Origin of the sequence: Amycolatopsis sp. FU40 (assembly GCF_021903635.1) — a bacterium.
Lineage (GTDB): Bacteria > Actinomycetota > Actinomycetes > Mycobacteriales > Pseudonocardiaceae > Amycolatopsis > Amycolatopsis dendrobii.
In genome coordinates, this window is sequence record NZ_CP091381.1 from 511021 (window position 1) to 532829 (window position 21809).

Below are 21809 nucleotides of genomic sequence, written 5' to 3' on the forward strand. Positions count from 1 at the left end.
GCACCGAACGCCACATTGGGTGCGTCTGACGCACCCAATGCCACATTGGGGCGCTAGCCCCCACCACCTACGACACCGCAGCCGCTGCACCCAACGAGCGAGGCACCCAGCCCCTTCGGGGCGCCCCACGGAACCCAAGACGGCCGATGTCGCCGCCAGGCGACGAGCCGAACCACCCCAAACCAGACCCCCAGTACCGGAAGTTCCCACCTCCGTCCATACCGCGTTACCTCCCCATCACCAGCGGTGAGCCTCAATACCGGATGGTCTTGGTCGTGACCGTGATCAGCGTCGGAGTCACCCCACCCGCACAGCCGGCCCCCGCCCCCCGACCGCAAACCCAGCCCCGGCGAGCAACCCGCCTGGCAGTCCTAGGCGACTCGACGGCAGTAGGCCTAGGCGACCCCCTCCCCAACCGCGGCGGCTGGCGTGGCGTGGGCCCGTTGGTCGCGGAAGCACTGGGCATCGCCGAAGACGGCTACCTGAACCCGTCCTTCACCGGTGCCCGCATGTCCTGCGTCCGCACCGGCCAACTGCCGCAAACGATCGCGCACCGCCCAGACATCGCGCTGGTCGTAGTCGGCATGAACGACACCCTCCGGCCCGACTTCGACGCGGACGCCATCGCCGCGGACCTCACCGCGATCGTCCGAGAACTCACCGCGATCGGCACCATCGTCTTCCCGGTGCGTTTCCACGACCACAGCAAGGTCTTTCGCCTCCCGCCGTCCCTGAAGCGAGCCCTCAGCGCCCGCGTCACGGAACTGAACGAGGCGATCGACCGAGTGGTGGAAACAGAAGGCATCGCCTGCCTGAACCTGGACACCCTCCCCGGCGCCTACGACCTCACCGTCTGGAGCGTCGACCGCCTGCACCCTTCCGAACTGGGCCACCGCATGCTCGCCGAAGGGTTCGCGAACCTGGCCGCAGCAGCCGGTTTCGAGGTGCCGCAGCCAGTGAGCCTCACCTGCTCCGGCGGCGTCGAACCAAGCGCTGCCGCGCACTTCGGCTGGCTCGTCGCCAAGGGCGTGCCGTGGCTTTGGCGGCGTGGCCGCGAGTTCCTGCCCTACGCCGCGGTCATCATGTGGCGCTCGTTCCGCGAGCGCGTGGGCTGAAAACCCGCAACGCCTCCGCGTCCGACGCCGGATTCCGTACGAAATAGTCGTTCCAGTCCTGAATTCCGGGATATTCCGACGTCTCCGCCAACTCCCGGCACACGGTCTCCGCGTCGTAAGCAGTGCGCCGCAGTTCGACGCCGGGACCGAGCCGCGCCCAATGTGCTCCCGTTGTGCCATAAGGCATTCCGACGCTGCCCGGGTTCACGATCCGGCACCGGTCGGCCAGTCGCAGGAACGGCATGTGGGTATGCCCGCACACCACCGTCTCCGCCGTGACGCCGTCCAAGACCTCCGCCCAGCGCGACAATGGGCTGTCCACGAGCGCGACTTCTTCGTCGTCGCGCGGAGTGGCGTGGCAGAACAGCACTTCGCCTAGCCCGTCGATTTCGAGCGTGACCGTCAGCGGCAAGCCGGCGAGCAGCGCGACCTGATCCGGCCGCAGCTGCGTCGCCGCCCACGGGCCGATCGGATCGGGGATCTTGGCGGGGCCGCCGCCCGCGAGCGTGACCAGTTCGCGATCGGCGTTGCCGCGCACCCACACCGCGCGGTCGCCGAGCGAGACCAGCCGGTCGAGCGTCTGCCGGGGCAGCGGTCCGGCCGCGAGGTCGCCGCACAGGACCACCAGGTCGGCGGCGTGGACGTCGGGTTCGGCGAGGACCGCGTCGAGCGCGGGCAGCACGCCGTGGATATCGGACAACACCGCGACCGAGGAGACCATCGCCCCAGTCTGCCCCTCCGGCGGCGCTGCGGGGCCGGGCGAGCGGGATTGTCGGGGTGGTCGGATACCGTCGTCGGCGTGGCACAGGACGAACTCTTCACGGTGAACCCCGACGTGGGGCCGCCGCCGGAACCCTCCGGAGCGAACCAGGCCGAACCGCAGGCCGACCCGGCGACGTCGCCGCTCGCGGTCCGGATGCGGCCGCGCACGCTCGACGAGGTGGTCGGGCAGCAGCACCTGCTGCGCGAAGGGGCTCCGCTGCGCCGGCTGGTCGAGGGGGCCGCCCCGGCGTCCGTGCTGCTCTACGGCCCGCCCGGCACCGGCAAGACCACGCTGGCGAACCTGGTGTCGATCGCCACCGGACGCCGGTTCGTCGCGATGTCCGCGCTGTCGGCGGGCGTCAAGGAGGTGCGCGGCGTCATCGAGGAGGCGCGGCGGCGCAGGCAGTACAACACCGAGAACACGGTCCTGTTCATCGACGAGGTGCACCGGTTCTCCAAGACCCAGCAGGACGCGCTGCTCGGCGCGGTCGAGGACCGCACGGTGCTGCTGGTGGCGGCGACCACGGAGAACCCGTCGTTCTCGGTCGTGTCGCCGCTGTTGTCGCGGTCCTTGGTGCTGCAGCTGCGGCCGCTCACCGACGACGACATCGTCGCGGTGCTGGAGCGCGCGCTCGCCGACGAGCGCGGGCTTGGCGGCGAGCTCACGCTGACTGACGACGCGCGGGCACACCTCGTGCGGCTTGCCGGCGGTGATGCGCGTCGGGCGCTCACGGCATTGGAGGCGGCCGCGGATGCCGCGTCCGCCACGGAGAACAAGACGATCGATCTCGCCGTTGTCGAGTCCACTGTGGACAAGGCGGCGGTGCGCTATGACCGTGACGGCGATCAGCACTACGACGTGATCAGCGCGTTCATCAAGTCGATCCGCGGGTCGGATGTCGACGCGGCGTTGCACTATCTGGCTCGGATGATCGAGGCGGGGGAGGATCCGCGGTTCCTCGCGCGGCGGTTGGTGGTGCACGCGAGCGAGGACGTCGGGCTGGCGGATCCGACGGCGTTGCAGGCGGCGGTCGCGGCGGCGCACGCGGTGCAGTTCATCGGGATGCCGGAGGGGCGGCTCGCGTTGGCGCAGGCGACGATCCATCTGGCTACCGCGCCTAAGTCGAACGCTGTGGTCACGGCGATCGATACGGCGTTGAGCGACGTTCGGTCCGGGGCGATCGGGACCGTGCCGCCGCATCTGCGTGACGGGCACTACGCGGGGGCGAAGCAGCTGGGCAATGCCCAGGGATATCGGTATCCGCACAACGTGCCGGAGGGCGTGCTGGCTCAGCAGTATCCGCCGGATGAGCTGGTGGGGCGGGACTACTACGAGCCTACGCAGCGTGGCGGGGAGCGGACGCTGGCCGAGCGGGTGCCTCGGTTGCGGCGGACGATTCGAGGGGAGCGACAGGGGTGAGTGTGCCGGTCAGCGGGGGCTAGTGAAGGTCGCCACTCTTCGGGGTGGGCCGGGAACATCCGGCGGTGTCGTCGGTTGCTCCTCTGCAAGGAGAGGGGGCGGCGATGACGTTGTTGACCGTCTGGCCTGATGATCAGCCCGGGCATGTGCTGCTGCGGACTGAGGACACGGGGGCGATCGTCGCCGAGCTGGGACGGGTGGGGGCTGGGTTTGCCCGGTGGCCCGTGGCCGAGAGCGGCTCCGATGAGGGTTTGCTGGACCGGTACCGGGGGTTGATCGAGGCTCTGGGCGGCGGGGATTGCTCGGCGGATGTGGTCGCCGGGGAGCCTTCGCTGGTGGAGCGCAGTTTGGGCCAGGTCGAGGACCGGTTTTTCGTGCGCGGGGCCGCGGTGTGGTACTTGCACGCCGGGCGGGAGGTGCATGCGGTGTTGTGCGAGCCGGGGGATGTGCTGACGGTTCCGGCTGGGGTTCGGCATTGGCACGACGGGCGGGCAGGCTATGTGACTGTTCGGGTTCGGCGTGCTGGTGCTGGGACTTCTGGCGGGGCGGGGCGAGTTGTGTCGCCGGGGGAGTTCCCTGGGATTCGGGAACTGGTTGCGGAGCGGGCCGGTGGGTCGCCTGCGTTGCGTGGGTGATGGGTTCAGGGTTCCCCTCCCGGACTGCGCAGTGTTGATCGCGGCATGTTCCGGGCTGTCGCGCCGCTGATCCTGCCGATCTGCGTGTCTGGCGGCACGATGGCCGGATGACCACAGTCGCGTTTCTCGGTACCGGGATCATGGGACGTCCGATGGCCGCCAATCTTGCTCGCGCTGGGGTGACCGTGCGAGCTTGGAACCGGACTCGGGCCAAAGCTGAGCCGCTTGCCGCGGAGGGCGTCACCGTCGTCGAGTCGCCTGGTGAAGCGGTGAAGGGGGCCGACTTCCTGGTCACCATGCTCTCGGACGGGCCGGCGGTTGCTGAGGTGTTTCGGGGGCTTTCGCTCGAACCGGGGACTATTTGGCTGCAGACCAGCACCGTCGGGATCGAGTGGGCTGATCGGCTTGCGGAGGCGTCCGTCGCGGCGGGAGTGCCGTTCGTTGATTGTCCGGTGATGGGGACGAAGGGTCCTGCCGAACAGGGGCAGCTTCAGGTGCTCGCGGCCGGGCCGGACAACGTGCACGACGGGGCGGCGGAAGTGTTCGACGCGATTGGTTCCCGGACTCGCTGGCTCGGCACCGAACCTGGGACGGCGACACGGCTCAAGCTCGTGATGAACGCCTGGATTCTCGCGCTCACCAACGGCGCCGGGGAAAGCCTCGCCCTCGCGAAAGTGCTCGGGGTGGATCCGCAGTTGTTCTTCGACGTGATGAGCGGCACCGGGTTCGACGTGCCTTACGCGCGAGCGAAAGGACCCATGATGCTCTCCGGCGAGTACCCGACCAGTTTCCCGGCGTCGCTCGCGGCGAAGGACGCGCGGCTTGTCGTCGAGGCCGCGGGGGACGCGATCGACGTCGGTGGGGCGGCGGCTGCGTTGGCGCATCTGGAAACCGCGGTCGAGGCGGGGCATGGCGAGGACGACATGGCGGCGGTGTACGAGGGGATCGTCAAGCGTTGAGCAGTGACGCGACGCGGTCGACGCCGATGCCGGAGACGAGCAGGCGTTCCTTCGCGTTGCCGAGCAGCCGCGCGGTCCATGGGGTGAATCCCCCGTCGCCGACGGGGGCTAGTCCGGTGCCGAAGTCCGCGGTGACGGTGAAGCAAAGGCCGGAGTAGTAATCGCGGCCTGCTGCGCGGTCCGGGGCCTCGGAGACGGTTACGCCGGGCAACGATTCCTGCACTGAGGCGGCGAAATCGGCGAAGCGAGTGTCCAAAGTGGTCACTTGGAAGCCTGCGGCGCGGGCGCCGGCCGCACGCACGGCGGTGGTGAGCAGTCGCGCGTGCTCAATCAGGTGTTCGCGTTCGAAGGACCGGCTGCCTCGGTCGCGACCGGCGGTAACGGCGGCGAACAGCGAGAAGTGGGCGAAGAACCCGGGGGCCGGAAGCTGGGCTCGGACGATGCGTTGCACGGTGGCGAGGCGCACCGGCGCGGCACCGGTGCGGCGGACTGCGGCTTCCAGCGCGAGGCCGTTCGTCGGGTCCGCGGCGACTTCCGTGCCGCGCCCAGTGGGGACGACCCGGTGCTGGGCCAGTCCGGCCACTGCGGAATGCGCGCCGAGCGGGACGACCGGGGAGAGCGTCACTCGTTCGAATTCCGGTGGCGCGGCGGAAAGCAGGGAATCTTCGACCCGCCGCAGAACCTCGAACGGCAAGGGCGCGGGCGTGGTGAAGCGGTCCTCGCGGTAGCGGCGCAGGACGTCCGGTCCGCGCAGTTTCGCGGCTCGGCGGCGGGCTACTTCCAGTTGCAGTGTGGTCAGGTCCGCGCCGGGAAGGCCGGCGAGCACGTCGGCGGCGGGACCGCCCGGCCCGGCCAGCACGCGGGGGAGCGGGCCGCGTCCGTTCGAGGAGTCCATGAGGCGAGCAGACCAGCCGGAGCGCGTCTGCGCGAACTGTTTTCCGTGACGGCGACTGCGCTGGGTGACCACTGCGGCGGGGGGTCCCCGCCGAGAAGCGCCGCAGGCGGTAACCTCACACCACCTAAGACCCCGCACCACCCGAGGAGGGCCCGTGTCGGCAGGGCAGATCGCCGCGCTGATCGCCGCAGGAGCTTTCGTACTGCTGGTCTTGCTGCTGGCGATCCCGCTGCTCAAGCTCGGCCGCACGCTGGACGAGGCGACGATCGCGATCCGCAAGGCGCACGAGAACAGCGACCCGATCCTGATCGGGGCCAACGAGACGATCACGCACGTCAACACGCAGCTCGAGCGGGTCGACGGGATCACCTCGAACGCGCAGGCGGTGAGCGGCAACGTGTCCGCGCTCTCGTCGGTGTTCACCGCGACGCTCGGCGGTCCGCTGGTGAAGACGGCCGCGCTGTCGTACGGGATCAGCAAAGCCATCCGCGCGCGCCGCAAGAAGCAGGAAGCGAAGGCCGCCAAGGCGCAGCGCCCGGCCCGCCGGGGGAAGAAGTGAAGCGGCTGTTCTGGCTCGGGGTCGGGGTCGTCGCCGGAGTCGCGCTGAGCCGCAAGGCGAGCGAAACCGCTCGTCAGGCCACGCCCGCCGGGTTAGCATCGAACTTGGGCGACGCCGTGCGGGAACTCGCGGGCGCCGTCGGTTCGTTCGGCGCCGAGGTGCGCGCCGGGATGAACGAACGGGAACAGGAGCTGCACGACATGGTCGAGGAGCGGACCGCCGTGCTCGCGCCGCCTTCGGGCGCGGGCAGGCACGCCGCACGTCGCCCCGCCCGGCGAGCTCGCCGGGCGGAGGGCTGATCTCCGCGCGCCTTCCGCCGCCTCCGACCCCCGTTTCCTTTCCCCGGCCGAAGCCGGGTCTTCAGCACAAGGACGTACCCGTGGACACACACGAGATCACCGACCGTTTCCTGCGCCATTTCGAGAGCCGGGGCCACACGCGCGTGCCGAGCGCCCCGCTGATCCTCGACGACCCGAACCTGCTGTTCGTCAACGCGGGCATGGTCCAGTTCAAGCCGTACTTCCTCGGCGAGGCCCCGCCGCCCTACCCGCGCGCGACCTCGGTGCAGAAGTGCGTGCGCACGCCGGACATCGACGAGGTCGGCAAGACCACCCGGCACAACACGTTCTTCCAGATGGCGGGCAACTTCTCGTTCGGCGACTACTTCAAGGAAGGCGCGATCGAGAACGCCTGGGAGCTGATCACCAAGTCCCAGGACGACGGCGGCTTCGGCCTCGACCCGGACCGGATCTGGGCGACGGTCTACGAGAAGGACAGCGAGGCGGCCGGGCTGTGGCGCAAGCTCACCGGCCTGCCCAGCGAGCGGATCCAGGTCCGCGACGGCAAGGACAACTACTGGGACATGGGCGTGCCCGGTCCCGGCGGCCCGTGCTCGGAGATCTACTACGACCGGGGCCCCGCGTACGGCCGCGAGGGCGGCCCGGTCGCCGACGAAGACCGCTACATCGAGATCTGGAACCTCGTCTTCATGCAGGACGTCCGCGGCGACCTGAGCCCGAAGCTGGGCCACCCGCCGATCGGCGAGCTGCCGAAGAAGAACATCGACACCGGCATGGGCGTCGAGCGCGTCGCGACGATCTTGCAGGGCGTCGAGAACGTGTACGAGACCGACCTGGTGCGCCCGGTGATCGGCCGCGCCGAGGAGTTCTCCGGCCGCCGCTACGGCGCCAACCACGCCGACGACGTTCGCTTCCGCGTCATCGCCGACCACGCGCGCACCGGCGTGCTGCTGATCGGCGACGGCGTCACCCCCGGCAACGACGGCCGCGGCTACGTGCTGCGCCGCCTGCTGCGCCGCATCGTGCGCTCCACGCGTCTGCTGGGCGTGCAGGAGCCGGTGCTGCAGGAGTTCGCGAAGGTCGTCAGCCAGACCATGGGCCCGACCTACCCCGAGCTGGTCAGCGGCTTCGACCGGATCTCCGAGGTCGTGCGCGTCGAGGAGGAGGCGTTCCTCGCCACCCTCACCAGCGGTTCGCGCATCTTCGACCTGGCCGCGGCCGAGACGAAGAAGGGCGGCGGCGACGTGCTCGCCGGCGACAAGGCCTTCCAGCTGCACGACACCTACGGCTTCCCGATCGACCTGACGCTGGAGATGGCGGCCGAACAGGGCCTGACCGTCGACGAGGCCGGGTTCCGCACGCTCATGGAGGAGCAGCGCAAGCGCGCGAAGGCGGACGCGGCGTCGCGCAAGAGCGGCCACGGCGACCTGTCCGAGTACCGCAAGGTGCTGGAGCAGCACGGCGAAACCGAGTTCCTCGGCTACACCGAACTGCAGGCGGACGCGAAGGTCGTCGGCCTGCTCGAGGACGGCCTGCCGGTGCGCAGCGTCGCCGCGGGCCGCAAGGCCGAGCTGGTGCTCGACCGCACTCCGTTCTACGCCGAGAGCGGCGGGCAGATCGCCGACACCGGCGTCCTGGTCGGCGACGGCGTCGAGCTGAAGGTGCTCGACGTGCAGAAGATCGTGCCGGGCCTGTTCGTGCACCGCGTCGAGGTCACCCAGGGCGAGGTCGGGATCGACACCCGGCTCACCGGATCGGTGGACGCGAACCGCAGGCTCTCGATCGAGCGCTCGCACTCGGCGACGCACCTCGTGCACGCGGCCGTCCGCGGCGCGTACGGCAAGCGCGCGGCGCAGGCCGGTTCGCTCAACGCGCCGGGCCGGATGCGGTTCGACTTCACCACGCCGGGTGCGGTGTCGGCCGACATCCTCACCGAGGTCGAGCAGGAAGTGAACGACTACCTGCAGACCGACGTCGAGGTGCAGAGCTACACCACAACCAAGGACAAGGCGCTCGAGCTGGGCGCGGTCGCGCTGTTCGGCGAGAAGTACGGCAACGACGTCCGCGTCGTCGACATGGGCGAGTACTCGCGCGAGCTGTGCGGCGGCACGCACGTCGGCCGGATCGGCCAGCTGGGCCTGGTCAAGCTGGTGTCGGACGCGTCGGTCGGTTCCGGCGTGCACCGCGTCGAGGCGCTGGTCGGACCGGACGCGCTGAAGCACGTCCGCAAGGAGCAGCTGCTCGTGTCGCAGCTGGCGAACACGTTCAAGGTGCCGTCCGAGGAACTGCCCGGCCGGATCGAGGACGTCCTGTCCCGGCTGAAGAACGCGGAGAAGGAGATCGAGCAGCTGCGCACGCAGCAGGTGCTCGGCTCGGCGGGCGCGCTGCTGGACAAGGCGCAGGACGTCTCCGGCGTCTCGGTGGTCGCCGAGGTCGTGCCGGACGTCGACGGCAACGGCCTGCGCGCGCTCGCGTCCGACATCCGCGGCCGCCTGGGCGACCGCGCCGGTGTGGTCGCGCTGTTCGCGCCCTCGGGGGAGAAGGTGGCCTTCGTGGTCGCCACGACCTCGGCGGCGCGCGACAAGGGAATCGCGGCGGGCAAGCTCGTGCCGTCGTTCGCCGGGGCGATCGGCGGACGCGGCGGCGGCAAGCCGGACATGGCCCAAGGCGGCGGCAGCAACCCGGCGGGCGCGGAGCAGGCCGTGACGGCGCTGCGCGCGGCGGTCGCGGACCTTGGCCGCTAACCGCAGGAGAGGCCCGGATCGGCCCGGCGAGTCCGATCCGGGACGGGGCAGGCGGCTCGCGGTCGATGTCGGGTCTGTCCGGGTGGGGGTCGCGCTGAGCGATCCCGCCCCCGTGCTCGCGAGCCCGCTCGTTACCCTCTCCCGTGATGCGAAGGACGACAGCGATCTGGACCGGCTTGCCGATCTCGTCACCGAACACGAGGTGGTCGAGGTGATCGTGGGCTTGCCGAGGACGCTGGCGAACCGGCAGGGCGCGGCCGCGGACATCGCGCTCGCGTATGCGGAGAAGCTCGCCGGGCGCGTGGGGGACGTGCCCGTGCGGCTGGCAGACGAGCGGTTGACGACGGTCACCGCGTCGCGAATGCTGTCCCAGCGGGGGGTCAAGGGACGCAAGCAGCGCGCCGTGGTGGACCAGGCAGCGGCAGTCGAGATCCTGCAAGCCTGGCTCGACGCCGCCGCCGCGCACCGCGCCCGGAAAGGCGACTCATGACCGACCCCCGCGGCCCCGGCGACCCGGGTGGCCGCCGTCGGCTGCGCAACCCCGACAACCCGGACGTGCCGGACCCCGCGGCGGGTTCCGGCGCCCCGGGCGGACGGCGCAGGCGACGCGAGCCCGAAGACGAACCCCCTCCCCGCCGCGCGGCGCCGGAAGGCACGCCGCCTGGCGAACGACGACGTCCGCGAGGTGACGTGCCTCAGCGGCTTCCGGCAGCGGAAGGCCGCCGACGCGCGCCCGAGGGAACCCCTCGCCCGGCCGGCGAACCGACCCGCCGCGTCGCACCGGACGCGATGCCTCCGGCCGAACCGCCGCGCCGCCCGGCCGCTGAGGCTCCGCCGGCCCGGCGCCGCCGTCCGGTCGCGCCGCAGGACCGGCCGAAGCGGTCGACGGAGAACTGGGACTTGCCGCCGCACGCGGCCGACGACCTTCCCCGAGCGCGGCCGCGCCGCATAACTCCGGGCGAAGCACCGGTGGCCGGGAACGACATTCCGTCCGCGGAGGCCGAGCCGCCAGCCGGTCGACGCCGTCGGCGCGAGGACGTTCCGCCGCCGGTCGAGGCTGAACCTCCGGCAGGCCGTCGCCGGTTCGAGGACGCGCCGTCGCCTGCCGAGCCGCCAGCCGGCCGTCGCCGTCGGCGCGAGGACGTTCCGCCGCCCGTCGACGTCGAGCCGCCGTCCGGCCGCCGTCGCCGGGACGATGCCGACGTGCCGGTGGAAGCCGCCGCACCTGGCCGTCGCCGGGCGCCGGAGATGCCGCCGCCTCCTCCGGCCCGGCGCGCTCCCGCTCCGCCGCCGGACGGCTCCATGCCGCCGGATCCCCGGTTCGCCGAGGCCTCGATGCCGCGCGATCCCCGGTTCGCGGACGCGTCGATGCCGCCGGACCCGCGCTTCGCCGACGCTTCGATGCCGCGCGATCCCCGGTTCGCCGAGGCGTCGATGCCGCCGGATCCCCGGTTCGCCGACGCTTCCATGCCGCGCGACCCGCGTTTCGCGGACGCTTCGATGCCGCGCGATCCGCGCAACCAGCCGCCGCGACGGCAGCCGGTCGAGCAGCCCACCGAAGTGATCCCCGCCGTGCCCGCCGCGGCGCACGAACCGGAGCACCCGGACGAGCAGCCGATCGACGGCCTCTTCGAGGACGAGTACGACGACTACGGCGAGTACGAGGACTACGACGACGAGTACGACGGCTACGACGAGGACGGCTACCCCGAAGACGCGGCCGAGCCGCCGGTCGAGGAGCCGCCCGCGAAGAAGCCGCGCAAGAAGAAGCGCAAGCGCGCGATCGGCTGGATCGCCGCGGTGCTCGTGCTCGTCCTGCTCAGCGGCGGCGCCTATTTCGGGTACCAGAAGATCTTCGGCTACGCGGACTTCGACGGTTCCGGCGAAGGCGACGCGCTCGTGCAGGTCGAACAGGGCGACACGACGTCCGCGATCGGCGCGAAGCTCACCGACGCGGGCGTGGTCGCGAGTTCCCGGGCGTTCGTGAAGGCGGGCGCGGAGAACACCGCGCTCAGCAAGATCCAGCAGGGCTACTACCTGATGCGCCAGCACATGTCCGGCGAAGAAGCGGTCGACCTCATCACGTCGCCGACCGCGCGCGTCGGACGGCTGGAAATCCGGCCGTACACGCAGTTCGACGACATCACCCAGCCCAACGGCAAGGTCACGCCGGGCGTGTACAGCCTGATGTCGAAGGCGTCGTGTGCGACCTTGGGCGGCAAGAGCACCTGCATTCCGGTCGATCAGCTGCGCAAGACCGTCGCCGACGCCGACCTCAAGGCGCTCGGCGCGCCCGAATGGGCGCTGGCCGACGCGGGCAAGGCGCTGAGCAAGGACAAACGCCTGGAAGGCCTGATCGCGCCCGGCGTCTACGACGTGAAACCCGGCTGGAGCGCGACCGAGCTGATCACCGACCTGGTGAAGCAGTCGGCCGATTCGATCCAGGCGGCCGGGCTCACCGCGCAGAACACCGGGCCGGGCATGTCGCCGTACCAGACGCTGATCATCGCGTCGCTCATCGAGCGCGAGGCGATCAAGCCGGACTTCGGCAAGATCTCGCGGGTGATCTACAACCGGCTCGCGCAGCGCATCCGGTTGCAGCTGGACTCCACGGTCAACTACGTGCTGGACCGCCCGACGCTGCTCACGAAACCCGAGGACCGGGCGAAAGCGGGTCCGTACAACACCTACGCCAACTACGGTCTCCCGCCGACGCCGATCGCGGTGCCCAGCATGGACGCGATCAAGGCAGCGGTCAGCCCGACTCCCGGCGACTGGGTGTACTTCGTGAAATGCGAGATGGACGGGCATTCCTGCTTCGCGGTCACGAACGACCAGCACAACGCGAACAGGGCTCTGGCGGAGCAGCGTGGCGTCATCAAGTGACCGGCCGCGCCGCGCGGCGGTGCTGGGCAAGCCGGTGGCGCATTCGCTGTCGCCGGTGCTGCACCGCGCGGCGTTCGCGGCGCTGGGCCTGGACGGCTGGACTTACGACCGCGTCGAAACGGACGCCGCCGAGCTGCCTGGTTTCGTCGACGGTCTCGGCCCGGAGTGGGTCGGGCTCTCGGTCACCATGCCCGGCAAACGCGCCGCACTCGACTACGCCGCCGAGGTCGCCCCGCGCGCGGCCGCGGTCGGCGCGGCGAACACGCTCGTGCGCCGTCCGGACGGCTGGCTCGCCGACTGCACCGATGTCGAGGGAGTGACCGGAGCCCTGCGGTGCGCCGGCGGTTACTCGACTTCCGCGGGCGACCAGGCCGTGGTGCTCGGCGCGGGCGGCACCGCTGCCGCCGCAGTCGTCGGGTTGGCCGAGCTGGGCGTCACGACGGTGCGTCTGGTGGTGCGAGAACCGGCGCGAGCTTCGGAAACCGTGGACGCGGCCAAGCGCGCGGGCCTGGACGTGGACGTGCTGCGCTGGTCCGAAGCGGACTTCGCGGAGCTGTCGGACGCCACAGCGGTGCTGGTCAACACAGTGCCGCCGGACGCGGTCGTGCCGCACCTCGCGGAGCTGTCCCGCATCGGCAGTGTGCTCGACGTGATCTACCACCCGTGGCCGACGCCGCTGGCCGAGGCGGTCGAGCGGCGCGGCGGACGGCTCGCGACCGGGCTCGACATGTTGCTGCACCAGGCATTCGGGCAAGCGGAGCACTTCACCGGGCGACCGGCGCCGCGCGAGGAAATGCGGGCGGCGCTGCGCGAGGCGAGCGGAAACATCCTGCCGCTGCCGATTTCCTGATATCCTGGCGGGCTGCTTTTCAGCCAGCAACAGGGGGAATCACTGTGACCAGGCAACAGTTCGGCGAGGAAGAAATCCAAGCGGCGTGGGTCGGCGAGGCTCCGAAACACCGCACCACCATCACCCTCGCCGAGTACGACCCGGAATGGCCGCGGCTCTACGAACGCGAGGCGGCGCGGATTCGCGGCGTGCTCGGGGATCGCGTGCTGCTGCTCGAACACGTCGGGTCCACCTCGGTGCCGGGGCTCGCCGCCAAACCGGTCGTCGACATTCTGCTCGAAGTGCCCGATTCGGACGACGAAGCGGCATATGTCCCCGATCTCGAAGCGGCGGGCTACCGGCTGGTGATCCGCGAGCCGGACTGGGAGAAACACCGTCTGTTCAAGGGGCCGGACACGAACATCAACCTGCACGTCCATTCGCCCGGCAACGGCCAGACCGAGCGGTACCGGCTGTTCCGCGACCGGCTGCGCAGCCATCCGGAGGAACTGGCGCTGTACCTGGCGAAGAAACGCGAACTCGCCGCGCAGGTCTGGGAATACGTGCAGAACTACGCCGACGCGAAGAACGATGTGATCGACGAGATCATCGAGCGGGCGCGCAAGGCCTGACCCGCGGGTTACGGTGGGCGGCATGAAGATCGCGATCCTCGACGACTACCAGAACGTGGCTCTCCAGTGTGCGGACTGGGGCTCGCTCGGCGCGGAGATCGAGGTGTTCGACGAGCCGTTCGCCGGGCCGGACGAGACAGTGACGCGGCTGGCCGGGTTCGACGTCGTGGTCGCGATGCGCGAGCGCACGCCGTTCCCGGCCGCGGTGTTCGACCGGCTGCCGGAGCTGAAACTGCTGGTCAGCACCGGCAGGCGGAACGCGGCGATCGATCTGGACGCGGCGAAGCGCTGTGGCGTCGTGGTGTCCGCGACCGGGGCTCTCGCCGCGCCGACGGTCGAACACGCGTGGGCGCTCATCCTGGCCGGTGCGCGCAATCTGCCGCTCGAGTTCCGTTCGATGCGCGAGGGCGGCTGGCAGGTCGGTCTCGGGATGGCGTTGCGGGACAAGACACTGGGCCTGCTCGGGCTCGGCAGGCTGGGGGCCGAGGTCGCGCGGATCGGCCAGGCGTTCGGGATGAAACCGATTGCGTGGAGCCAGAATCTCACGCCGGAGCGGGCGGCCGAGCATGGCGTCACAGCAGTGTCCAAAGAGGACTTGTTCGCGCGGTCCGATGTGTTGTCGGTCCACTTGGTCCTGTCCGAGCGCACTCGCGGGTTGGTCGGTGCTGCCGAACTCGCCGCGATGAAGCCGGCCGCGTTGCTGGTGAACACTTCGCGCGGGCCGATCGTCGACGAATCGGCACTCGTGGACGCGTTGCGCGGCAAGAAGATCGCGGCGGCCGCGCTGGATGTCTACGACGTGGAGCCGCTGCCCGCGGATCACCCGCTGCGGACGTTGGACAACGCGATCCTGACGCCGCACATCGGCTACGTGAGCCGGGAAACGTACGAGATTTTCTATGGCGGCGCGGTGGAGGACATCGCCGCCTTCCGGGCGGGCGAGCCGATCAACGTGCTGAACTAGGGGAACGGCCGGACCTCCGGCGGGTAAACCGTTCCTTCCGGCGGCACGGTCAGATCAACGAAATACCGTGCCGTCGCCCCGGAAGCGGCTGTGCTGGGCACGTCGAGCGTCGTGTGTCCGGCACCGTCGACCACGATTACGTGGCCGTCGCCGAGTTCCCGTGCGGTGGCCTGGGCGTTGGCGAGCGGGGTGACCGGATCGTTCCGGTTGGCCAGGATCAGGATCGGATGCTGCCGCGGCCGGTTCCACGGTCCGAGGTACCGGTCCTCGTCCCGGGCGGGCCAGCCGACGCACTGCGCCATCGAAAACACCGGTGCGATCCCGAAATACGGCTGGCGTTTTTCTTCAGCGGCAGCGAGTTCGGCGTACTTGGCGGTGTCCTGGGGGAGTTCGCTGTCCAGGCACTGCACCGCCAGGAACCCGGGCGAATGCGTCGGCACGCGCGGATCCAGCACCGGCGCGGGGGACACCGGCGACGACGGCACGAGCCCGGCGAGCGTCTTCGCCAGCCGCGGCCACCGGGATGATTGATACAGCGCCCGATCGATCGTTTCCATCAGCGACGCCACCGTCATGCCGCCGACCGGACCGTGCGTCAGCCGGGCGAACACCGCGGCGAATTTCTGTTTCAAGTCACCGCCGGCGAACGCGCATTTGCCCGGTCCAGCCGCGGCGCAGGCAGCGAAGAACGCTTCGAGTTCCTGCTGCTGGGCCGTCGCGACATCGGCGCGCACGTCGACCGGTTTGTGCTGCTGACCCGGCTGTCCGGTCGAGTTCGCCACGAGGTCGAGCGTCCCGTCGAGGACCATCGCGCGCAGCTTGCCGGGGAACAGGTTCGCGTAGGTGCCGCCGAGATAGGTGCCGTAGGAATAGCCGTAGAAGTTCAGCTGCTGCTCGCCCAGCGCCTGTCGGAGCACATCCATGTCCCGCGCGACATTCGCGGTCGACAGATGCGACAGCTCGGCGCCGGTGCCAGCCGCGCACGCCTTGCCGACGGCCGCGCTGGCGGCCCAGAACGCCGCGCTGTCCCGCAACGGCGAACCGGCGGCGGGCGGCGTTCCTGGGCATTGCACCGGGGCACTGCCGCCGATGCCACGTGGATCGAAGCTCACCAGGTCGAATTTGGCCCGCAGCTCGTCCGGATACCGCGGGCCGAACCGCATCAGCTCGCCGACGCCGTCGGTGCCCGGACCGCCGAAATTGATCATCAGCGACCCGACGCGGTGCGCGGGATCGGTGGCCGGCATGCGGATCACCGAAAGATTCAGCTTCGCGCCGCCGGGTTCGCGGTAGCTCAGCGGAACCGGCGCGGTCGCGCATTGGAAACCGCCGTGGCACGGCGCCCAGTCGAGTTTGGGCGCCGCAGCACCGTTGGTGCCCAACGGAAGCGGAGCGTCCGGCGCGGGCAACGGTTGCGGTGCTTGGGTTTGCGCGGCCGGGGCGGAACAACTCGCCACGAGCAGCAGAGCGGCCAGCGCCCACCAGCGTCTCACGCGGAGAGTTCCGCCAGCACGGCGTCGGTGAACGGCGGCCAGACTTGCGCCGCCCACGGTCCGAACGAACGGTCGGCGAGCGCGACGCAGGCGTGTCCCGCTTCCGGGTCCACCCACAGGAAAGTACCGGACTGCCCGAAGTGGCCGAACGTGCGCGGCGAGCTGTTCGCGCCCGTCCAGTGCGGGCTCTTGTGGTCGCGCAGTTCGAAGCCGAGGCCCCAGTCGTTCGGCTTCTGGTGCCCGAAGCCGGGCAGCACGCCGTTTAGCCCCGGGAACGCGATTTCCGTGGCCGCGCTGAGGGTTTCCGGCGCGAGCAGCTTGGGAGCCTGCAGTTCCGCGGCGAACCGGAGCAGGTCGTCCAATGTGGACACCGCGCCCGCGGCGGGGGAGCCCTCCAGCCGGGTCGACGTCATGCCCAGCGGTTCGAAAAGCGCCTCCCGCTGGTACTCGGCGAACGCGATGCCGGAATGCTCGGCCAGCGCGTCGGCGAGTTCCTCGAACCCGGCGTTGGAGTACAGCCTGCGCGTGCCCGGCTCGGCCATCGCCTTGTGCGCGTCGAAGGCGAGCCCGGAGGTGTGCGCGAGCAGGTGCGCGACGGTGGAGCCTTCCGGCCCGGCAGGCGTGTCCAGTTCGACGACGCCCTCTTCGATCGCGATGTGCGCGGCGTAGGCGGTGAGCAGTTTGGTGACCGACGCGAGCCGGAACGGGCGGGCCGGGTCGCCGTGGCGTCCGCGCACCTCGCCGGAAGCGGAGACCGCCCCGGCCGCGGCGTTGTCCACTGGCCATTCGTCGATCAGGCGCAGACTCTCCATGCCCGCCAGCGTAATAGGGCCCGCCCCGGCGCCGTTCCGCAGTGCCCGGACGCGAACGAACCGTGCGGGGCCCCGGAAGTCCGGGAGCCCCGCACGGTTCGTGTTTTCCCCGTGGAGCGGTATCGCTACTGAGCGTCGAGATCGGTGGCGACCAGCTCGGCGACGGCCTCGACCGCCGCCTCGGCACCGTCTCCTTCGGCGCTGATGACGACCTCGTCGCCGTACGCGGCGGCGAGGGTCATCAGGTTGAGGACGCTGCCGGCGGCCACCGGTTCGCCGCCGTCCTTGGCGATCTGCACCGCCACGGGCTGGGCCGCGGCCGCCTTGGCGACCAGTGCGGCCGGGCGGGCGTGCAGCCCCACCTTGCTGGCCACGGTGACGCGTTTCTCCGGCATGGTGTACCTCTCTTGCTGTTTTCGGGTGTTACTTCGCGGCCGTGCGCTCGAGGTCGCCCTCGATCGAGTCGTCCTCGCGGCCCGGCGTGCGCAGGTTGAACTTGGTGATCACGACGCGGAACACCACGTAGTAGATCACGGCGAACACGAGCCCGATCGGGATCAGCAGCCACGCTTTCTGCGCGGTGTCCAGCGACGAGTTCAGCGCGAAGTCGATCGCGCCGCCGGAGAACGAGAAGCCGAGGTGGATGCCGAGTGCGTTGCAGACCGCGAGCGAGATGCCGGTCATCACCGCGTGGAAGATGTACAGCGGCCACGCGACGAACATGAACGCGAACTCGATCGGCTCGGTGACGCCGGTGACGAAGGCGGTGAGCGCGGCCGAGATCATGATGCTGCCGACGAGCTTGCGCTGGCCGGGACGCGCGGTGTGCACGATCGCGAACGCCGCGGCCGGGAGGGCGAACATCATGATCGGGAAGAACCCGGTCATGAACGAGCCGGAACCCTGCACGTGGTTGAAGAAGTTGGTGAGGTCGCCGCCGCCGAAGATGAACCACACCGGCACGTTCAGCAGCTGGTGCAGGCCGACCGGGATGAGCAGGCGGTTGAGCAGGCCGTAGATCCCGCCGCCGAGGACCGGCGAACCGACGACCGCCTTGCCCGCCGCGGTGATTCCCTCGTCGACGTACTTGAACAGCAGGCCGAAGATCACGCCGAGCACGATCATCGCCAGCGCGGTGATGATCGGCACGAACCGGCGGCCGCCGAAGAAGGCGAGCCAGGACGGCAGCTTGATCCGGTGGTAGCGCTGCCACAGCAGAGCCGCCACGATGCCGGACACGATGCCGGTCAGCACGCTGTAGGGCCAGTGGATCGGCGCGAGGTCCCAGCCGGGCTTGTAGCCCTGCTGGCTCTTGATCGGGGCGATCGCCTGGATCACCTTGTTGAACACGACCCAGCCGATGACGGCCGCGACGGCGGTCGAGCCGTCGCCCTTGCGGGCGAAGCCGACCGCGATGCCGATCGCGAAGATCAGCGGCAGCCAGTCGAAGATGCCGCCGCCTGCCGCGCCGATCACGTCGGCCGCTTTGCCCCAGTTCAGCCCGTCCTTGCCGAGGACGTCGTCCTGGCCGAGCCGGTTCAGCAGACCGGCCGCGGGCAGGGTCGCGATCGGCAGCATGAGGCTGCGGCCGAAGCGCTGCAGCCCGGCGAGGCCGCCGCCCTTCTTCTTCCCGCCGGCCCCAGCCGCGGTGGTGGCGCTCATCGGATACCTCCATTGTGGGGTTGGTCGCCGGAACCCGGGGAGTTCCGGTCCAGCTGCATGGTCACCTGGTAGTGGTCGCCCCGGTACCAGGACGTCATGTCCTCGACCGGTTCGCCGCCGGAGCTGGAGACCCGGCGGAACACCAGGAGCGGACTGCCGGTGCGCATGCCGAGCAGGCGCGCCGTCTCGCGGTCCGCGGATTCGGCCCAGACCGTCTGGTACGCCTGGTCCGGCCGGCGCGAAAACGCTTCGGCCAGCTGGGCGTAGAGCGAACGGGTCAGGTCGAGGTCGAGCAGGCCGGGGGTCCGGCCCGCGTGGTACCAGCCGCGTTCCACGGCCAGCGGAACGCCGTCGGCGCGCCGCAGCCGCACGAGCCGGTGCGCGGGCACGCCCTCGGACAGGCCGAGCGCGTGCGCCGAAGTCACCGGCGGGACCTCGGTCGAGGTCGAGATCACTTCGGTGGTCGGGGTGAGCCCGCGCCGGCGCATGTCGTCGGTGAACGACATCAGGTACACCTGCAGTTCCATCCGCCGGGCGGCGGTGAAGGTGCCCTTGCCCCTGACCCGGGCCAGCAGTCCTTCCTCGACGAGCTTCCCGATCGCCGAGCGGACGGTGAGCCTCGAAACGCCGTAGTGCTGCGCGAGCTCTCGCTCGGACGGGATCGGCGAGCCCGGCGGGAGCTCGCGCTCCACCAGGCGGCGCAGGATCTCCCGCAGCTGGGCGTGCTTCGGGGTCGGCCCGTTGACCACGCGGTCGGCGGGGTCGGACGGCGGAATGTGCGCGGCCGCACTCATCTCGGTGTCACCCTCCCTCGCTTCTCGCGCACCGGGGCCGGTGCTCGCGTCCGCGCCGGAAGATTGGTACGTTCCGGTCTAGACCAATGATCTGATGGGGCAGGATGCTCCGCAGCGCGAGCAGGTGTCAACCACCGTTATCCGTTCGTGGCCGGGCTCGCCCGGCAACGTGGCAAACGGCGTAGTAATGGTGGCGGAGCGCACCTGTTCCGAGTGGAAAACCAACGGGATACGAGGAGGCCGCGATGGCGGATGACAGGCCGGAAAAGATTCTCGCGGCGCTCGGCGGCGCGGACAATCTCGTCGAGATCGAGGGCTGCATCACGCGGCTGCGGTGCGAGATCGAGGACATGTCCTTGGTGGACGAAGCCGCACTGAAGTCGGCCGGCGCGATGGGCGTCGTGAAGATGGGCTCGGCGGTCCAGGTCATCGTCGGCCCGGAGGCGGACACCATCGCCAGCGACATCGAGGACTTGATGTGAGCCTGCCGATCCTGAGCCCGGTCGCGGGCGAGGTCGTCGCGATCACCGAGGTGCCGGATCCGGTGTTCGCCGAGGCGATGGTGGGCCCTGGCATCGCGGTCAAGCCGTCCGGCGGCCGCGCCGACGCGGTCGCGCCGGTCGACGGGACCGTGGTGACGCTGCACCCGCACGCGTACGTCGTGGCCACTGAGGACGGCCGCGCGGTGCTCGTGCACCTCGGCATCGACACGGTCAAGGAGAAGGGCGAGGGGTTCACCCTGCACGTCGTCAAGGGCGAAAAGGTGCGGGCCGGCCAGCCGATCGTGGGCTGGGACCCCGAGGCGGTCGCCGCCAAGGGCTACTCGCCGATCGTCCCGGTCGTCGGGCTCGACGCGTCCGCCGACGTCCTCGCCGGCCTCCAAGGCGGCCGCACGGTCGCCGCCGGCGACGAGCTGTTCACCTGGAACGATTGATCCGAACGCCCTTTGTGGACCGTGACTGTCCACAAAGGGCGATTCCGGTCACGCCGTGACGACCTCGCCGTTCTCGATCTTCACGGCCACTTTGGACAATGGCTGGCTCGCCGGCCCCTTCTTCACCTCGCCGGTCAGCGCGTCGAACACCGAACCGTGGCACGGACAGCTCGCCTGGCCGTTCTCCGGCGGATTCACCGTGCAGCCCTGGTGCGTGCAGACGGCGCTGAAACAGGCGACCGTCCCCTTCGCGGGCTGTGCCACGAGCACTTCCTGCCCGTCCGGGGTTTTCGCGGATTTCGCTTGGCCCACCGGCACTTCCGCCAGTGCGATCACCTTGCCGCCCGGCTTGTGCGCGGCCTGTCCGGATCCGCCGTCGCCGCTCCCGCAGGCGGTGAGAGCGACGGCGGCGGTCCCCGCGACGGCCGCCCCGGAGACGAGGACGGAACGGCGGGAGTGAAGTTCGGCAGTCATGCCCTGTGCAACGAACCGGGGCCCTTCCGGGCGCCGGTGAACCGCCGCGGTCGCCCGTGCGTGTAGTCCGTATCCGGTATTCCGCGCGGAAGGAGACGCCGTGGTGACCACTTGGATGCGTGTGCTGGGTGCGGCGGGCCTGGCTGGCTCGGCGGCGATCCACTTCTCCCTGTACTGGGGCAGCGGCTACGCGGACATCCCCGTGGTCGGGCCGCTCTTCCTGGTGAACGGCGTCGCCGGCGTGGCGATCGCGATCGCCTTGCTCGCCTGGCGGCATTGGCTCCCGGCGTTTCTCACGCTGGGCTTCGGCGGCGTGACGCTGCTGGCCTACCTGCTGTCGGTGACGGTGGGCTTCTACGGCGTGCACGACCAGTTCAACAGCCAGTACGAATACTGGGGCGTGATCACCGAAGCGGTCTGCGTGATCTCCGGTCTGGTGCTGCTGGTGCAGGCGATCCGCGCGCGGACGGCTCAGAACGCGTAGCGGTGCACCTTCTCCGGGTGGATGACGACCCGGACCTGGGGGAGGTCTCGCAGGATCTTCGCGCCGGCGGCGCCTTCCTCGGTGCTGAGGTCCCAGTACCGTTCGGCGAGCCTGCGGGCGAGGTCGTGCCCGCCGTCGGCCTCGATCGTGACGCGCCTGGCGACGGACACCCAGCGCTCCGGTTCCCCGACCGGAGCCGCGACGACGATCGACGCGCGCGGATCCTCGCGCAACTGGCGGATCTTGACCGAGTCCGGGGACGTGAACAGCTGGATCGTGCCCTCGTCAGTGGCCTCGAACCACACCGGCCGGGGCCGCGGCGGCCGCGGTCCGGCGGCGACGGTCAGGAAGCCGTGCAGAGGACGGCGGAGGAACTCGAGATCGTGGTCGGTGAGGGTGCTCATGGCTGCGATTCAACCGGGTGTGCCCGGACGATCCCATAGACGATACGCCGGAT

Annotated in this window: 23 protein-coding genes and 1 pseudogene; 15 read left to right on the top strand and 9 right to left on the bottom strand. The window is 70.4% G+C overall.

Annotated features, from left to right (window positions below; all coding sequences use genetic code 11):
- Positions 1-263: 263 nt before the first annotated feature.
- Complete coding sequence (locus L3Q65_RS03615) at positions 264-1115, top strand: SGNH/GDSL hydrolase family protein (RefSeq protein WP_237598788.1); 852 nt, start codon at positions 264-266, stop codon at positions 1113-1115.
- Here the strand turns inward: L3Q65_RS03615 and L3Q65_RS03620 are convergent.
- Positions 1081-1836 carry a metallophosphoesterase gene (locus L3Q65_RS03620; RefSeq protein WP_182890472.1) on the bottom strand — a complete coding sequence of 252 codons (756 nt, stop codon included), beginning with the start codon at positions 1834-1836 and terminating at the stop codon, positions 1081-1083. The two genes, L3Q65_RS03615 and L3Q65_RS03620, sit on opposite strands and share 35 nt — an antisense overlap.
- A gap of 78 nt (positions 1837-1914) precedes the next feature.
- Here L3Q65_RS03620 and L3Q65_RS03625 point away from each other — a divergent pair, with 78 nt between their 5' ends.
- The 3 genes from L3Q65_RS03625 to L3Q65_RS03635 all read left to right on the top strand — a co-directional run bounded on the left by L3Q65_RS03625 (position 1915) and on the right by L3Q65_RS03635 (position 4891).
- Positions 1915-3297 (top strand): replication-associated recombination protein A, encoded by a 1383-nt coding sequence (locus L3Q65_RS03625; protein ID WP_182890471.1) that lies wholly within the window; start codon positions 1915-1917, stop codon positions 3295-3297.
- A 104-nt stretch (positions 3298-3401) separates the two neighbouring features.
- Positions 3402-3932 (top strand): cupin, encoded by a 531-nt coding sequence (locus L3Q65_RS03630; RefSeq protein ID WP_237598789.1) that lies wholly within the window; start codon positions 3402-3404, stop codon positions 3930-3932.
- A gap of 107 nt (positions 3933-4039) precedes the next feature.
- Positions 4040-4891 carry an NAD(P)-dependent oxidoreductase gene (locus L3Q65_RS03635; RefSeq protein ID WP_182890469.1) on the top strand — a complete coding sequence of 284 codons (852 nt, stop codon included), beginning with the start codon at positions 4040-4042 and terminating at the stop codon, positions 4889-4891.
- Here L3Q65_RS03635 and L3Q65_RS03640 read toward each other — a convergent pair.
- Positions 4881-5786 (bottom strand): hypothetical protein, encoded by a 906-nt coding sequence (locus L3Q65_RS03640; protein ID WP_182890468.1) that lies wholly within the window; start codon positions 5784-5786, stop codon positions 4881-4883. The two genes, L3Q65_RS03635 and L3Q65_RS03640, sit on opposite strands and share 11 nt — an antisense overlap.
- A gap of 154 nt (positions 5787-5940) precedes the next feature.
- On the opposite strand from L3Q65_RS03640, the gene L3Q65_RS03645 reads away from it, so the two are divergent.
- The 8 genes and pseudogenes from L3Q65_RS03645 (at position 5941) to L3Q65_RS03680 (ending at position 14699) form a co-directional block, all read left to right on the top strand.
- Positions 5941-6345, top strand: a complete 405-nt coding sequence (locus tag L3Q65_RS03645) for a DUF948 domain-containing protein (protein ID WP_067579318.1) — start codon at positions 5941-5943, stop codon at positions 6343-6345.
- On the top strand, positions 6342-6644 hold the full coding sequence (locus L3Q65_RS03650) for a hypothetical protein (RefSeq protein WP_182890467.1): 303 nt from the start codon (positions 6342-6344) through the stop codon (positions 6642-6644). The genes L3Q65_RS03645 and L3Q65_RS03650 overlap by 4 nt, the downstream gene beginning before the upstream one ends.
- A gap of 80 nt (positions 6645-6724) precedes the next feature.
- Positions 6725-9388: an alanine--tRNA ligase gene (gene alaS / locus L3Q65_RS03655; protein WP_182890466.1), complete on the top strand. Its 2664-nt coding sequence runs from the start codon at positions 6725-6727 to the stop codon at positions 9386-9388.
- Positions 9378-9878, top strand: coding sequence for a Holliday junction resolvase RuvX (gene ruvX / locus L3Q65_RS03660; protein WP_182890465.1), 501 nt, complete (start codon positions 9378-9380; stop codon positions 9876-9878). Before alaS ends, ruvX begins: the two co-directional genes overlap by 11 nt.
- The gene (gene mltG, locus L3Q65_RS03665) at positions 9875-12274 is read left to right on the top strand and encodes an endolytic transglycosylase MltG (RefSeq protein WP_237598790.1); all 2400 of its coding nucleotides are present in this window, start codon (positions 9875-9877) and stop codon (positions 12272-12274) included. Before ruvX ends, mltG begins: the two co-directional genes overlap by 4 nt.
- Positions 12275-12293: 19 nt before the next feature.
- Positions 12294-13124: a shikimate dehydrogenase gene (locus tag L3Q65_RS03670; protein WP_237601037.1), complete on the top strand. Its 831-nt coding sequence runs from the start codon at positions 12294-12296 to the stop codon at positions 13122-13124.
- Positions 13125-13168: 44 nt separating this feature from the next.
- A pseudogene (locus L3Q65_RS03675) lies at positions 13169-13732 on the top strand (GrpB family protein); the annotation flags it as partial.
- Between the two features lie 25 nt (positions 13733-13757).
- Positions 13758-14699, top strand: coding sequence for a D-2-hydroxyacid dehydrogenase family protein (locus tag L3Q65_RS03680; protein ID WP_182890462.1), 942 nt, complete (start codon positions 13758-13760; stop codon positions 14697-14699).
- On the opposite strand, the gene L3Q65_RS03685 is transcribed toward L3Q65_RS03680, so the two are convergent.
- From L3Q65_RS03685 to L3Q65_RS03705, 5 genes are all read right to left on the bottom strand, one after another.
- Complete coding sequence (locus L3Q65_RS03685) at positions 14696-16192, bottom strand: alpha/beta hydrolase (protein WP_182890461.1); 1497 nt, start codon at positions 16190-16192, stop codon at positions 14696-14698. The two genes, L3Q65_RS03680 and L3Q65_RS03685, sit on opposite strands and share 4 nt — an antisense overlap.
- Positions 16189-17004 carry a serine hydrolase gene (locus tag L3Q65_RS03690; protein ID WP_237598791.1) on the bottom strand — a complete coding sequence of 272 codons (816 nt, stop codon included), beginning with the start codon at positions 17002-17004 and terminating at the stop codon, positions 16189-16191. Before L3Q65_RS03690 ends, L3Q65_RS03685 begins: the two co-directional genes overlap by 4 nt.
- A gap of 125 nt (positions 17005-17129) precedes the next feature.
- The gene (locus tag L3Q65_RS03695; protein ID WP_033291653.1) at positions 17130-17399 is read right to left on the bottom strand and encodes an HPr family phosphocarrier protein; all 270 of its coding nucleotides are present in this window, start codon (positions 17397-17399) and stop codon (positions 17130-17132) included.
- 28 nt (positions 17400-17427) lie between these two features.
- Positions 17428-18666 carry a PTS transporter subunit EIIC gene (locus L3Q65_RS03700; RefSeq protein WP_182890459.1) on the bottom strand — a complete coding sequence of 413 codons (1239 nt, stop codon included), beginning with the start codon at positions 18664-18666 and terminating at the stop codon, positions 17428-17430.
- A complete protein-coding gene (locus tag L3Q65_RS03705) occupies positions 18663-19460 on the bottom strand; it encodes a GntR family transcriptional regulator (RefSeq protein WP_182890458.1) in 798 nt (265 codons plus the stop codon). Before L3Q65_RS03705 ends, L3Q65_RS03700 begins: the two co-directional genes overlap by 4 nt.
- Before the next feature lie 245 nt (positions 19461-19705).
- Here L3Q65_RS03705 and L3Q65_RS03710 point away from each other — a divergent pair, with 245 nt between their 5' ends.
- Both L3Q65_RS03710 and L3Q65_RS03715 read left to right on the top strand, forming a co-directional pair.
- Entirely contained in the window at positions 19706-19942 is a 237-nt protein-coding gene (locus tag L3Q65_RS03710) for a glucose PTS transporter subunit EIIB (RefSeq protein ID WP_037818963.1), read from the top strand.
- Positions 19939-20394, top strand: a complete 456-nt coding sequence (locus L3Q65_RS03715) for a PTS glucose transporter subunit IIA (RefSeq protein WP_237598792.1) — start codon at positions 19939-19941, stop codon at positions 20392-20394. The genes L3Q65_RS03710 and L3Q65_RS03715 overlap by 4 nt, the downstream gene beginning before the upstream one ends.
- 48 nt (positions 20395-20442) lie before the next feature.
- Here the strand turns inward: L3Q65_RS03715 and L3Q65_RS03720 are convergent, their stop codons facing one another.
- Positions 20443-20868, bottom strand: coding sequence for a Rieske (2Fe-2S) protein (locus tag L3Q65_RS03720; RefSeq protein WP_182890456.1), 426 nt, complete (start codon positions 20866-20868; stop codon positions 20443-20445).
- Positions 20869-20971: 103 nt separating this feature from the next.
- Here L3Q65_RS03720 and L3Q65_RS03725 point away from each other — a divergent pair, with 103 nt between their 5' ends.
- The gene (locus L3Q65_RS03725) at positions 20972-21352 is read left to right on the top strand and encodes a hypothetical protein (protein WP_182890455.1); all 381 of its coding nucleotides are present in this window, start codon (positions 20972-20974) and stop codon (positions 21350-21352) included.
- Here L3Q65_RS03725 and L3Q65_RS03730 read toward each other — a convergent pair.
- Positions 21340-21756 carry a pyridoxamine 5'-phosphate oxidase family protein gene (locus L3Q65_RS03730; RefSeq protein WP_237598793.1) on the bottom strand — a complete coding sequence of 139 codons (417 nt, stop codon included), beginning with the start codon at positions 21754-21756 and terminating at the stop codon, positions 21340-21342. The two genes, L3Q65_RS03725 and L3Q65_RS03730, sit on opposite strands and share 13 nt — an antisense overlap.
- Positions 21757-21809: the final 53 nt, after the last annotated feature.